The 13,494-nt window shown below is 71.8% G+C and carries 7 protein-coding genes; 4 read left to right on the forward strand and 3 right to left on the reverse strand.

What is annotated here, in order from left to right:
* Positions 1-62: 62 nt before the first annotated feature.
* Entirely contained in the window at positions 63-1,976 is a 1,914-nt protein-coding gene (locus OIE53_RS03635; RefSeq protein ID WP_327025135.1) for an anthranilate synthase family protein, read from the reverse strand.
* 255 nt (positions 1,977-2,231) lie between these two features.
* On the opposite strand from OIE53_RS03635, the gene OIE53_RS03640 reads away from it, so the two are divergent.
* The 3 genes from OIE53_RS03640 (at position 2,232) to OIE53_RS03650 (ending at position 6,660) form a co-directional block, all read left to right on the forward strand.
* Positions 2,232-3,617: an FGGY family carbohydrate kinase gene (locus tag OIE53_RS03640; protein ID WP_327025136.1), complete on the forward strand. Its 1,386-nt coding sequence runs from the start codon at positions 2,232-2,234 to the stop codon at positions 3,615-3,617.
* Between the two features lie 119 nt (positions 3,618-3,736).
* Positions 3,737-6,241 carry a sensor histidine kinase gene (locus OIE53_RS03645; RefSeq protein WP_327025137.1) on the forward strand — a complete coding sequence of 835 codons (2,505 nt, stop codon included), beginning with the start codon at positions 3,737-3,739 and terminating at the stop codon, positions 6,239-6,241.
* Positions 6,238-6,660, forward strand: coding sequence for a roadblock/LC7 domain-containing protein (locus tag OIE53_RS03650; protein WP_425768993.1), 423 nt, complete (start codon positions 6,238-6,240; stop codon positions 6,658-6,660). Before OIE53_RS03645 ends, OIE53_RS03650 begins: the two co-directional genes overlap by 4 nt.
* Positions 6,661-6,722: 62 nt before the next feature.
* On the opposite strand, the gene OIE53_RS03655 is transcribed toward OIE53_RS03650, so the two are convergent.
* Both OIE53_RS03655 and OIE53_RS03660 read right to left on the reverse strand, forming a co-directional pair.
* Positions 6,723-7,949, reverse strand: a complete 1,227-nt coding sequence (locus tag OIE53_RS03655) for an MFS transporter (RefSeq protein WP_327025138.1) — start codon at positions 7,947-7,949, stop codon at positions 6,723-6,725.
* 120 nt (positions 7,950-8,069) lie between these two features.
* Positions 8,070-9,563 carry a GH1 family beta-glucosidase gene (locus OIE53_RS03660; RefSeq protein WP_327025139.1) on the reverse strand — a complete coding sequence of 498 codons (1,494 nt, stop codon included), beginning with the start codon at positions 9,561-9,563 and terminating at the stop codon, positions 8,070-8,072.
* Between the two features lie 948 nt (positions 9,564-10,511).
* Between OIE53_RS03660 and OIE53_RS03665 the strand changes: the two genes are divergently transcribed.
* A complete protein-coding gene (locus tag OIE53_RS03665) occupies positions 10,512-13,412 on the forward strand; it encodes a glycoside hydrolase family 48 protein (protein WP_327025141.1) in 2,901 nt (966 codons plus the stop codon).
* Positions 13,413-13,494: the final 82 nt, after the last annotated feature.

The raw sequence follows: 13,494 nt of genomic DNA on the forward strand, positions 1-13,494 counted from the left end.
AGGGCTCTCAAACCCGCCCGGTCCACCGGTCCTGTCTCCAGCGCTACCCCGGATCGGGGCTGCTATGCCTGTCCGGCGGGGGACAGCTCACCGGCCGGTGCCGGCAGCAGCTCCGCCAGCAGGTCGGCCAGCACGGCCAGGCCGTCCGGACTGAGCACGGACTCCGGGTGGAACTGCACCCCGGCGAAGCCCCGGCCGCGCAGGGCGTGCACCGCCCCGTCGGTCTCGTCCCAGGCCAGCTCGACCGGACCGTACGGGCTGTCCTGACGGCCTCTGGCGGCCCGGGCGGTGAAGGTGGCGTAGAAGCCCAGCCGTCGCAGGGTGCCGAACACCGGCACCCTCCGTTGCAGCCCCTGGTAGGGCGTGGCCCGGCGGTCCACCGGCAACCCGAGCAGCCCGGCCAGCAGTTGATGACCCAGGCAGACCGCCAGGGTCGGTCGACCGTCGTCCAGCAGGGTGCCGAGCAGGCCGCGCAACCCGCGCATCTTCGGGGTGTCGCCGTTCGGGTCGCCGGGCCCGGGGCCGACCACCACCAGGTCGTACCCGGCGACCGGCGGGGCGGTGTGCCAGGGCGCCACGGTCACCGCCAGCCCCAGCGCCCCCAACTGGTGCGCCAGCATCCCGGTGAAGGTGTCCTCCCCGTCGACGATCAGGGCCCGGCGGCCGGTCAACCCGGGCACAGCGAGGGCCCCCGGCGGTCGCTGGTCCAGCCAGAACCGGGACAGCGGCGCGTTGCGGGCGGCCAGCGCCGCGCGTACCTCAGGATCGTCGGCCAGCCGGCGCACCGGGCCGGTGCCGGTGGTCGGTGCCTGCGGCCCCAGGCCCAGGGCGGCCAGCACCCCGGCGGCCTTGGCATGGGTCTCGGCGACCTCGGCCGCCGGGGTGGAGTGACGCACCAGGGTGGCCCCGACCGGCACCCGCAGGGCACCGTCCGGGGTGATCTCGGCGGTACGGATGAGGATCGGCGCGTCGAGGGTCTGCCGGCCGGTGTCGTCCTGCCCCAGCAGGGCCAGCACCCCGGCGTAGTAGCGGCGGCCGGTGCTCTCGTGCCGGGCGATCACCCGACAGGCGTTCTCCATCGGGCTGCCGGTCACCGTGGGGGCGAACATGGTCTCCCTAAGCACCTCGCGGACGTCCCGGGAACCGCGACCGGCCAGCAGGTACTCGGTGTGCGCCAGGTGGGACATCTCCTTCAGGTACGGCCCGACCACCTGGCCGCCGTGCTCCGCCACGGTCGCCATCATCTTCAGTTCCTCGTCGAGGACCATGTACAGCTCCTCGACCTCCTTGGTGTCGGCGAGGAACCGCAGCAGGGCGGCCCGGTCGGCCGCGACCCCGGTGTGCCGGAAGGTGCCGCTGATCGGGTTCATCATGACCAGCCCGTCCTCGACGCTGACGTGCCGTTCCGGGCTGGCCCCGACCAGGGTGCGGGTGCCGGTGTGCACCACGAAGGTCCAGTACGCCCCGCGCTCGCGCAGCAGCAGGGACCGCAGCGCGGCCAGCGCGGCGGTCAGCGGGGCACCCTGCACCCGGGCGTGCAGGGTGCGGTGGATGACGAAGTTCGCCCCCTCGCCGCGACCGATCTCCTCGGCCAGCACCCGGGACACGATGTCGGCGTACTCGTCGTCGCCGATGTCGAAGGCCGCCTCGGTGGTGCGTACCGGGCCCTCGGGCAGGGCCGCCAGGGCCTCGGCCAGGGGCAGCCGTACCCGGCTGTCGATGCGCAGGCACTCCAGCGGCACTCCATCGTCCCGGCAGGCGAAGCCGCGCTCGGCCACCTGCCGAAAGGGCACCAGAGCCAGGGTGGCCGGGCCGGGCGGCCCGGCCGGTAACGGAATGTCGGCGAGCCGGTCGACCGTGCCCACCGGGCCGGTGAACAGGTCCAGATGCTCGGCACCCTCGCGGCGGATCAGGGCGAAAGGGCCCGGATCGACGCCTTCGGCGAGGGCGGTCAGCAGGTCGGTCAGCGGTGTCATCGGTTCTCCTCGGGCCGGGTGCCGCCGTAGGAGGCGGCCCGGGGGCCGGGAGAGTGGACCGGCGGCCGCCTCGTCGGGCGGCCGCGGGTGAAGCTAGGCGCGGAAGTGGGCCGCCGGGTCGGCGGGCCACCAGCAGGACAGTCGCGCAAGCATGCGCTCACCTTACGCGCGGAACCGGCGGTGGGGAAGCCGATCGGCGTACCCGGGTGCCCGGTGAGGTTGCCGCCCCGGAACCAGCGGGTACGTTGATCGGCGATGAGCATTCTGGGGCTGGACCTGGGCACCTCCTCGGTGCGGGGGCTCGTGCTGGACGGCGACCTTCAGCCGGTGCCGGGGGCCTTGGCCCGTCGCAAGATCGAGCTGACGGTCGACGACGACGGCACCGGCACCCTCGACGCGCGCGGCTATCTGGCCTGTCTGCTGGAGTGCCTGGACGAGTTGAGCGAGCAGGGATGGCTGCACGAGATCGAGGTGGTGGCGGTCAGTGCCCAGTGGCACTCCGTGCTGCCCCTGGGCGCCGACGGCCATCCCCTGGGGCCGGTCCTCACCTGGATGGACACCCGGGCCGAGCCGCCGGCCACCCTGACCGGCCCGGCCGACGCCCACGCCTACCACCAACGGACCGGCACCTGGTGGCACCGCTGCTACTGGTCGGTGCGGCTGCCCTGGCTGCGGGCCCACTGCGGCAGCCCGGTGGCCGGGTTCACCGGCCTGGTCGAGTACGCCCTGAGTCAACTGCTCGACGAGGCCCCGATGTCGATGTCCCAGGCCTCCGGCACCGGCCTGCTCGATCTGCGTACCCTCGACTGGGATCCGGAGGCCTGCGCCCTGGCCGGGGTGAGCCGCGACAGCCTGCCGAAGCTGGCACCGGCGTACTGGCAGGGACGGCTGCGCTCGGCGTACGCCGGCCGCTGGCCGGGCCTGGCGCGGGCGCGGTGGGCCCCACCGACCGGTGACGGTGCCGCCTCCAACGTCGGCTCCGGCTGCATCGACCACACCCGGGCGGCCGTGACCGTGGGCACCTCCTCGGCGGTACGGCTGCTCCAGCGGATGCCGGCCCACGCGCCGCTGGCACCCCTGCCCCCGAACCTGTGGCGGTACCGCGTCGATCACGATCATGTGGTCACCGGGGCGGCCTACTCCGCCGGGGGGAACCTGTTCGCCTGGGCCGACCGGGAGCTGCGGCTCCCGCAGGGCCCGGCCCTGGAGGCGGCGCTGAGTCAGTTGGGGCCGGCGGACCGGCGTCCGGTCAGTGTGGCCTTCGGCGGTGACCGCCCGCCGGGCGGCCGCCGGGCCGGCGCGGGTGAGCTGGGCGGCCTGAGCTTCCACACCACCGCGGTGCAACTGCTGGCCGGACTGATGTACGGAGTGTGCGACCAGGTCGTCGATGACCTGGCCGCCCTGGAGTCCACAGTCTCCGCACCGGTGGAGGTGGTCCTCGGGGGCGGGGCGATGGCCGCCTCCCCCTGGTGGCGCGCGGCCTTCGCCGAGGTGCTGGCACCCCGACAGGTGTGGTTCGGACGGCACCCCGAGATCGGGGCCACCGGTGCCGCACTGGTGGCCTGTGGCCGAATCGCCGACGCCGTCGCGTTGACCGACATCGGCCAGACGGATGATCACTCCCCGGCGGGCACGGCATAGGGTGACGCCCGGCGGTGCACTCCTGAACCAACGTGAGGGCAGGACGTTGACACTGGTCCGGGGCCTGGTTGGATGGACGACGCTCCCCGGGCGGCGGTGGACGCGCGGGAGGAGGAGCGGTGGGGACAGGACCGGACCAGGACCCGACGGTGTCACAGCATCGTCGGCGTCGGTTCGATGTCCGGGTGGTGCCCCACCGTCGTCGTTCCGCCCTGCGCATCCACGACTGGCGGATGCGGACCAAGCTCGCCACCGTACTGGTGATCCCGTCGGTGGCCTTCCTGGTCCTGGCAGGGGTGCAGACCCAGAACCTGGTCAGCCAGGCCAACACCCTGAGTGACTTCTCCGCCCAGGTGGGCATCGGGCAGGAGATCGCCGAACTGGTGCACCGGTTGCAGCAGGAGCGCGACCGTACGGTCGGTGAGCTGCCCGCCATGCGGGCCGCCGCCTCCGAGGAGGAGACCGGCCAGGTGACCGCGACCCTGGCCCCCTACCGCGCCGACACCGACCAGGCGGCCCAGGCGCTGCGCCGGGTGGCCGAGCCGGTGGGCAGGGGGGACGCCGCCTGGCAGGACGCCTTCACGGTGGCGTACCAGGCATACCAGCAGGTCGGCTACATGCGCAGCGTTACGACCACTGTGGTGTTGAGCAACGACACCATCCTGGGCAACTACAACCGGGCGGTGGACGCCCTGCTCACCCTGCTCTCCCAGCCCGCCCCCGGCGCGGAGCGGCCGGACCTGTCCGAGGCGGTGGCCCGCTACGTGCAGTTCGCCCGGGCCAAGGAACTCACCTCGCGGGTACGCGCGGAACTCTATGCGGCGGCCCGCAGCGGCGGGTACGAGTCCAACGACCGGGCACAGATAAACGACCTGCGGGCCCGCCAGCAGACCGCCCTGGGCACCTTCCGCATCGCGGCCAGCCACGCCCAGGTGACCCGCTACGACCGGATCAGCCAGCACGACGCCTTCGTCCAGGCCGCCCGGCTGGAGGAACGGGCGCTGACCCAGGACCCGACCGCCCTGACCCTGCTGCCGGACGACGACTGGTGGACCTTCAGCGAGGTACGCCACGATCTGCTGCGGGAGTTCGAGGCCGGGGTGCTGGAGGACTCGGCCGCGCAGGCCGAGACGGCCAGCGAACTCCAGTGGCGGGAGACCCTGCTGATGGTCGGGGTGATCATCGCGGTGCTGCTGGTGGCCGTACTGATCTCGGTGCTCATCGGCCGTTCGCTGGCCAGGTCGATCCGCATGCTGCGCTCCCAGGCGTTGAACATCGCGCAGGTCGAGCTGCCGGAGGCGCTGGCCCGGCTGCGCTCGGTCTCCGGCGGCGTACCGCACATCGAGGTGGCCCCGGCGGTGGTGCGGTCCCTCGACGAGATCGGCGAACTGGCCGAGGCCTTCGTCGCGGTGCACCGCAGCGCGGTCGGGGTGGCCGTCGAGCAGGCCAACATGCGGCGCAACGTCAACGCGATGTTCGTCAACCTGGCCCGGCGTAGCCAGGTGCTGGTGGAGCGGCAACTGGAACTGCTCGACGACCTGGAACGCGAGGAGAACGACCCGGACCAGCTGGAGAACCTGTTCAAGCTGGACCATCTAGCCGCCCGGATGCGCCGTAACGACGAGAGCCTGCTGGTGCTGGCCGGCACGGAATCGACCCGCCGGTGGAACCGGCCGATCGGGTTGAACGCGGTGCTGTTGGCCGCCAGCGCGGAGATCGAGCAGTACCAGCGGGTGAGCTACGTGGAGGTGGCCGACCTGCATCTGGTGGGCCACGCCGTCGGCGAGGTGGTGCACCTGCTCGCCGAGTTGCTGGAGAACGCCACCGCCTTCTCCCGCCCCGACACGCTGGTGCGGGTCATGGCCTGTCAGGAGGGCAACGGGGCGACCATCGAGATCGCCGACCAGGGCCTGGGGATGAGCCAGACCGCACTGGCCGAGGCCAACGCCGTGCTGGCCACCCCGCCCGCGGCGGACGTGGCGACGGTGGAGCGGATGGGTCTGTTCGTGGTCAGCCATCTGGCCGCCCGGCACGGCATCGAGGTGCGGTTGCACGGCGGGACCGGCGGGCTGGTGGCCCGGGTCCGGCTGCCGGATGCCCTGCTGGCGTCGCCGTCGTCGGAGTTGGAACCCTTCGTACCCCAGCGTCCGCTACCGGTACCCCGGTCGGCGCCGCCGGCGCAGATCGGCGACGCTCCGATGGAGCTGCCGGTGGCCGGGCGGCGACCGGCCACGGTGCCCCGACAGGCACACCCCGTGCCGGTACGCGCGGAGAACGTACTCCCCCCGGTGACGGTCCCGGCGTCCGGCGGCGGCGGGTGGTGGTCTCGGGAGGGGCCCGCACCGACGAGCTCCGCCGGTGGCGAGGCACCGCCGGAGGTGCCGGTGACGGCGGGCACCAACGCCCGGGGACTGCCGATGCGGGTGCCGATGGCGCAGTTGCAGTCCGTCACCCAGCCGGCCCGTCCCGGCCAGCAGCAGAGCACCCGGCACGACCCGGACCCGGAGGCGGTCGGCGGCATGTTGTCGAAGTTGTACAGCGGTGTGCGACGGGCCGAGGCCGAGGAGACCACCGAGATACCGGTACCACCACCGGGGACGTGGAGTGAGGGAGGACTCAAGTGACAACGTTGTCTCAGGAGGCCCGGGACCTGAGCTGGCTGGTCAGCGGGTTCACGCAACGGGTGCCCGGTGTGGCGCACGCCGTGGTGGTGTCCTCCGACGGGCTGCTGGTCGCGATCTCCGACCATCTGCCGCGCGACCACGCGGACAAGCTGGCCGCGGTGACCTCGGGCCTGATGAGCATCACCGCCGGTGCGGCCCAGATGTTCGACGGTGACGTGGTCAAGCAGACCGTGGTCGAGATGGGTCGCGGCTACTTCCTGGTGATGCAGATCCGGGACGGCTCGATCCTGGCCACCCTGGCCGGGGCGGAGGCCGACATCGGGGTGGTGGGCTACGAGATGGCCCGGCTGGCCAAGCAGGCCGGGGAGATGTTGACCCCGGCCCTGCGCGCCGAACTCCAGCAGGCCCTGCCCCGCTGAGGTAAGGAAGGGCCCCTTGTTAACGCCTGCGGTAGTAGCGGGGCCCCTTCTTAACATCGGAATCAGCGCAGGCCGAGGGCGCCGGGCATGGTCGGCCGGGAGGCGAGCCACCAGGCTGCGGTGGCGGCCACGGCGACCGCGCCGCTGAACACGAACGGCGCACCCAGACCGGCGCGGGCGGCCAGGGCACCGCCGGCCAGCGCGCCCAGTGCCGTACAGCTGTAGGTGACCAGGCGGGAAGCGGCGATGACCCGACCCAGCAACCCGCCGGGCACCAGCCGCTGCCGTACCGACAGGGCGGCGACGTTGAGCACGGCGAACGCCGCGCTGGTGGCGACCACCACGACCACGGCCACGGCCCGGTCGGCGACGACCGCCAGCAGCACCGGTACGCCCGCGGTGGTCGCCATCGACCAGGTGAGTACGGTGCGGTGGCGGAACCGGGTGATCAGCCGGTCGGCGGTGAACGAGCCGAGCAGACCGCCGGCCGCCCCGGTGGCCAGCAGTAGTCCGAAGCCGAACGCCCCGAGGTCGAGGGCCTCGCGGGCGTAGAGCACGAAGATCGCGAACCAGGCGGTGTCGGCGGCGGCCACGGCGGCGGTGACCAGCACCAGGGTCCGCAGCATCGGTTGGCGCACCAGCCAGCGCAGGCCGGCCAGGACACCGTCGTCGGCGACCTGCGCCTCGTCGTCGATGCGGGGCCGGTGGGCCAGGGTCAGCGGCAGCGACAACACCAGCATCACCGCCAGGGCGAGCGTGGCGCCGTTGACCGCGAACGGGATGGCGGCGCCGACGACGAACAGCAGCGCCCCCACCGGCGGGCCGACGAACTCGTTGCCGACGATCTCACCGGCGACCAGCCGCCCGTTCGCCTTCTCCAACTGAGCGTCCGGGACGAGCCGAGGTACGGCGGTCTGGGCAGCCGTGTCGCGGATGGTCTCGCCGATGCCGAGTAGGAAGGCGGCGACCACCACGAGGGCGATGCTCGCCCAGCCGAGGGCGATCGCGGCGGCGAGCGTGCCGAGCACGACGACCCGTCCGGTGTCGGCGACGGTGAGCAGGCTCCGGGCCCCACGGCGGTCGGCGAGGGCACCGGCGAGCAGGCCGGACACCAGCCAGGGCAGGAACTGGGCGGCGGCCACGGCGGCGACCGCCAGCGGGTTGTCGGTGAGCGCCGCGGCCAGCAGCGGAAAGGCGGCCACCCGGATGCCGTCACCGAGGTTGGCCAGTGCGGCTGCGCTCCAGAACGTCCAGAACGGCCGGCCCAACGATCGTCGGTTCCGATCCATCCCGTGAGCCTAGGCGCAGCCCGCGTCCGGCACCGACGCCACCCTGGACGGCATCCTCACCCGCAACGCGCCGGGCCGGCGGCGCTGATCCGTACGCCGGCCCGGCGCGTCAACCGGGACTCACACCGCGTTGTCGGCGATTACCTGGCGGTACCAGTGGGCGCTGCGCTTGAGTACGCGCCGCTGGGTGGGGTAGTCGATGTAGATCAGTCCCCAGCGCTGGTCGTACCCCTCGGCCCACTCGAAGTTGTCCAGCAGCGACCAGACGTGGAAGCTCTCCAGGGGCACCCCGTCGGTGATGGCGCGGTGGGCGGCGGCCAGGTGGTCACGTAGGAAGGTGACCCGGCCGGTGTCCTCGACGGTGCCGTCGGCGGCGAGGACGTCCGGGGTGGGCAGTCCGTTCTCGGTGACGGTCAGCGGGATCGGGCCGTAGTCCCGGGTCACCCGGGTCAGGATGTCGTACATCCCGTCCGGGTAGATCTGCTGCCAGCTGGCCTCGGAGGTGGGCCACCGGCGGGTGGTGCCGCCGCCGCCGGTGACGTAGATCGGGGTGTAGTACTGCACGGCGAGCACGTCGACCGGCGAGGAGATGATCTCCAGGTCGCCGTCGCGGATGCCGCGCACCATCCGGCTGTCCGGCCCCAGGTCGGCCAGGACGTCCTCGGGATAGCTGCCCTTGAGCGCCGAGTCGAGGTAGAGGCGGTTCTCGTAACCGTCGTACAGCCGGGTGGCCTCGGCGGCGGCGGGGGAGTCGTCGGCGGGGTAGCAGGGGTGCAGGTTGAAGGCCGGGCCGATGCGACCCTCCCGGCCCTCGGCGCGCAGCGCCTGCACCGCGAGGCCGTGGGCCAGTTGCAGGTGGTGGGCGACCAGGTAGGCGGCGTCGGGATCCCGCCGGCCGGGGGCGTGGTGGCCGTACAGGTAGCCGTTCTGCACCACGGTCTTGGGCTCGTTGATGGTGAGCCAGACCGGCACCCGGTCGCCGAGGGCGTCGAAGAGGGTGGCGGCGTAGTCGGCGAAGCGGTAGGCGACTTCGCGGGACTCCCAGCCGCCGGCGTCCTGCAGGGTCTGCGGCAGGTCCCAGTGGAACAGGGTGGCCATCGGGGAGATGCCCCGCTCGTGCAGCCCGTCGATCAGGCGGCGGTAGAAGTCGAGACCACGTTGGTTGGCGGCACCGCTGCCGTCGGGCTGGATGCGCGGCCAGGAGATGGAGAACCGGTAGCTGCGCAGCCCCAGGTCGCGCATCAGATCGAGGTCTTCGGCGTAGCGGTGGTAGTGATCGGCGGCGACGTCACCGGTGTCGCCGTTGCGGGTGCGCCCGGGGGTACGGCTGAAGGTGTCCCAGACCGACTCGCCCCGGCCGTCCTCCTTGGCGGCCCCTTCGATCTGGTACGCCGAGGTGGCCGCGCCCCAGCCGAAGTCCACCGGGAACTGCAACCGGGCGGCGGCGCTGGTGGCCGGATCGGTGGGGGCGGTGCCGTCGTCGGTGGCGCAACCGGTGAGGGCGGTGGCGCCGGCTGCGGTGGCGACCGCGCCCAGGGCGGCACCGGCCGGTGTTACGGCGGTGGCCGACAGCGCCGCTTGGCGCAGCAGGTGTCGCCTGGTGAGCATCGACATGGATTCTCCTCGTGGGTGGGGTGGCCGCCGGCGCCCCTCGGGAGCGCTCCCAAGAAGGGTAAAGGGTAGGCGACCGCCGCCGGTGCATGATCGTCACGCATCACGGACGACCGCGTTGGCGGAGGTGACAAGGTGAGGGTTCTGGCGTCGGCCGGTCGGGCATCGGGTGTGGCGGGACCGGGAACGCCGAGTTCCGCGGGCGGACCGGCGGCGTGCTCCCGGAGGTGGTCGGCGGGGCAGCGCACGGTCGGCGGGCGGGGCTTACTGCCGTGCGGGGCGCGCGGGTGATGCGCGTCTGACCCGATCGGCCTCTTTTCCCATCGTGAACGGGGGTTTAGTGTGGGGACGGGGGAGGGCAACCCCCGTCCCCACCATGTTGCGGTACACGCACGTGCGGATTGGCGTCCCAGTCGTGCGTGTCGCGCGGGAGCCGGGCCACGCGAGTGGCTGAGGATCCACCTCCCCTCACTTCTCGTGGGGTGACGGCTGACGGCGGTGTCCGGGCTGGCCCGCCGTCGGCCTGCGGTCTTAGTACCCATTGCCGTGGGCACGGCGCCGGGTAATCCAATGCTTGGAACTCCGTCGATGGAAGCGCTCCCATCGACGTTGCTGCGACTGTAACGCCCGTCACGGCTTTGTGAAAGCCCCAAAATGAGATCGAAACAACCGAGTGCTTCCGGAAGTGCGGTCTCTGGTGCTGGGAGCGCTTCCATGGCACACTGTCGATCGACCACGTGGAGCCAGGTAGACGTGAGCGTGGGGCCGCCGAGGGCTTCCGGTGATCCGGACGGCGCCCTGATCGCAGTGGTGTGGAGCTCGTTCCCGCTGCTGCGTTCCGGCCGGTCGGCCGGCCACCACCATCCACCGACGTCTCGCGTCCTTCTCGTCTGCGAGACGTCTCGCCGGGGCGGCACCGCACCCGGCCTGGTTCGAGGAGACACCGCGCAGATGAGAGATCTGGCAAGACGCCGCCGCCTGGCGTGGCTCGCCGCCGCGGCGTTGGCGATCGGCGGGGTGACCGTACCCGCCGGCGCCGCACAGGCCGCACCGGCCTGCGACGTGGTCTATACGACCAACGACTGGAGCAACGGCTTCACCGCCAACATCACCCTCAAGAACCTCGGCGACCCGGTCAACGGCTGGACCCTGCGGTTCGCCTTCCCCGGCAACCAGCGGGTGACCAACGGCTGGTCGGCCCGGTGGAGCCAGAGCGGCAACGAGGTCACCGCCGTCAACGAGGCGTGGAACGGCAGCATGGCCACCGGGGCCAGCACCACGATCGGCTTCAACGGCTCCTACACCGGCAGCAACCCCAAGCCCACCTCGTTCTCCGTCAACGGGGTCACCTGCGGCGGCGTCACCGCGCAGCCCCCGACGGTGAGCCTGTCGATCCCCGCCGGGCCGTTCGTCGCCCCGGCGACCGTGCCGCTGACGGCCACCGCCAGCGACCCGGACGGCACGATCGCCCGGGTCGAGTTCTACCGCAACGGCCTGCTGGTCAACACCGACACCACCGCGCCGTACGCGTACACCATGGAGAGTCTGCCGGCCGGTGACTACACCGTGCAGGCCCGGGCGTACGACAACAGCGGTCTGTCGGCGATCGCCGAGCGGGCGTTCAGCGTGACCGCCGCGACCTCGCCGGCCCTGGTGGCCACCCCGACTACGCTCAGCGTGCCCGAGGGTGACAGCGCCACCTTCAACCTCAAGCTGAACCGGGAACCCACCGCCAACGTCGCGGCCAGCCTCGCCCGCACCGGCGACTCGGACATCACGGTCTCGCCGACCTCGGTGACCCTGACCCCGAGCAACTGGGAGACCGGCGTCAACGTGACCGTCCAGGCCGCCGAGGACTCCGACACGGTGGGCGGCACCGCGACGATCACCGCGTCGGCCACCGGCCACACCCCGGCCACGGTCACCGTCACCGAGATCGACAACGACGTGCCGGGCGGGGACGGCGAGTACGTCCAGCGCTTCCTCGAGCAGTACGGCAAGATCAAGAACTCCGGCTACTTCAGCCCGGAGGGGGTGCCCTACCACTCGATCGAGACCCTGATCGTCGAGGCGCCCGACCACGGTCACCAGACCACCTCGGAGGCGTTCAGCTTCTGGCTGTGGCTGGAGGCGTACTACGGTCGGGTCACCCAGAACTGGGCGCCGTTCAACAACGCCTGGACGGTGATGGAGACCTACATCATCCCGTCCACGGCCGACCAGCCGACCGCCGGCTCCGCCGGTGACGCCACCTACGCCGCCGAGAACGACCTGCCCAACCAGTACCCCTCGCAGCTGAACGCGAACGTGCCGGTCGGCAAGGACCCGCTGCGCGCGGAACTCCAGCAGACCTACGGCACCGGCAGCATCTACGGCATGCACTGGCTGCTGGACGTGGACAACGTCTACGGCTTCGGTCGCTGCGGCAACGGCACCACCCGCCCCGCGTACATCAACACCTTCCAGCGGGGCACCCAGGAGTCGGTGTGGGAGACCGTGCCGCACCCCTCCTGCGACACCTTCGCCCACGGCGGACCGAACGGCTACCTGGACCTGTTCATCAAGGAGTCCGGCACCCCGGCCAAGCAGTGGAAGTACACCAACGCCCCGGACGCCGACGCCCGCGCCGTGCAGGCCGCCTACTGGGCCCTGACCTGGGCCAAGGAGCAGAACAAGCAGGCCGACGTGGCGGCCACGGTGACCAAGGCCGCCAAGATGGGTGACTACCTGCGGTACGCCCTGTTCGACAAGTACTTCAAGCGCGTCGGCAACTGCGTCGGGGCCACCCAGTGCCCGGCCGGTAACAACCGCGAGTCCGCCCACTACCTGCTGTCCTGGTACTACGCCTGGGGCGGCGCGTACGAGACCAGCCAGAACTGGTCGTGGCGGATCGGTTCCAGCCACAGCCACTTCGGCTACCAGAACCCGTTCGCGGCCTGGGCGCTGACCAACGTCAACGAGCTCAAGCCGCGCTCGTCGACCGCGGCGGCGGACTGGAACAACAGCCTCACCCGGCAGTTGGAGCTCTACACCTGGCTCCAGTCGGCCGAGGGTGGCATCGCCGGTGGCGCGACCAACAGCTGGGGCGGGCACTACGGCACGCCGCCGGCCGGCACGGCCACCTTCTACGGCATGTTCTACGACGAGGACCCGGTCTACAACGACCCGCCCTCGAACCAGTGGTTCGGTATGCAGGCCTGGTCGATGCAGCGCATCGCCGAGCTGTACCTGGTCAGCGGCGACGCCCGCGCCAAGGCCCTGCTGGACAAGTGGGTGCCGTGGGCCATCGCCAACACCACCCTGGGTGAGGACTGGTCCATCCCGGCCGATCTGAAGTGGACCGGCCAGCCCAACAACTGGAACCCGACCAACCCGCAGCCGAACACCAACCTGCACGTCGAGGTGATCGCCAAGGGCCAGGACGTCGGTATCGCCGCCTCCTACGCCCGGACCCTGATCGCGTACGCGGCCAAGTCCGGCGACGTGGCGGCGAAGAACACCGCCAAGGGGCTGCTGGACGCGCTGCACGGCGAGAGCGACGCCCAGGGTGTGTCGACCGTGGAGAAGCGTGGCGACTACCGGCGCTTCGACGACGTCTACGACGCCTCCACCGGGCAGGGCCTGTACATCCCGCAGGGCTGGACCGGTCGGATGCCCAACGGTGACGTGATCGCCCCGGGCAAGAGCTTCATCGACATCCGGTCGTTCTACAAGAACGACCCGGCGTGGCCGAAGGTCCAGGCCTACCTCGACGGTGGGCCGGAGCCGGAGTTCCGTTACCACCGGTTCTGGGCCCAGGCGGACGTCGCGATGGCGTACGCCGACTACGGGAAGCTGTTCCCCAACGGCTGAACGACGTCCTCCGGGTGGGCGGTGACCCACCCGGAGGCTCCGGCCGGGCCTCGGGGGTAGAGGCAGGACCGGCCGGCGGCCT

It is taken from the genome of Micromonospora sp. NBC_01739 (assembly GCF_035920385.1).
Lineage (GTDB): Bacteria > Actinomycetota > Actinomycetes > Mycobacteriales > Micromonosporaceae > Micromonospora.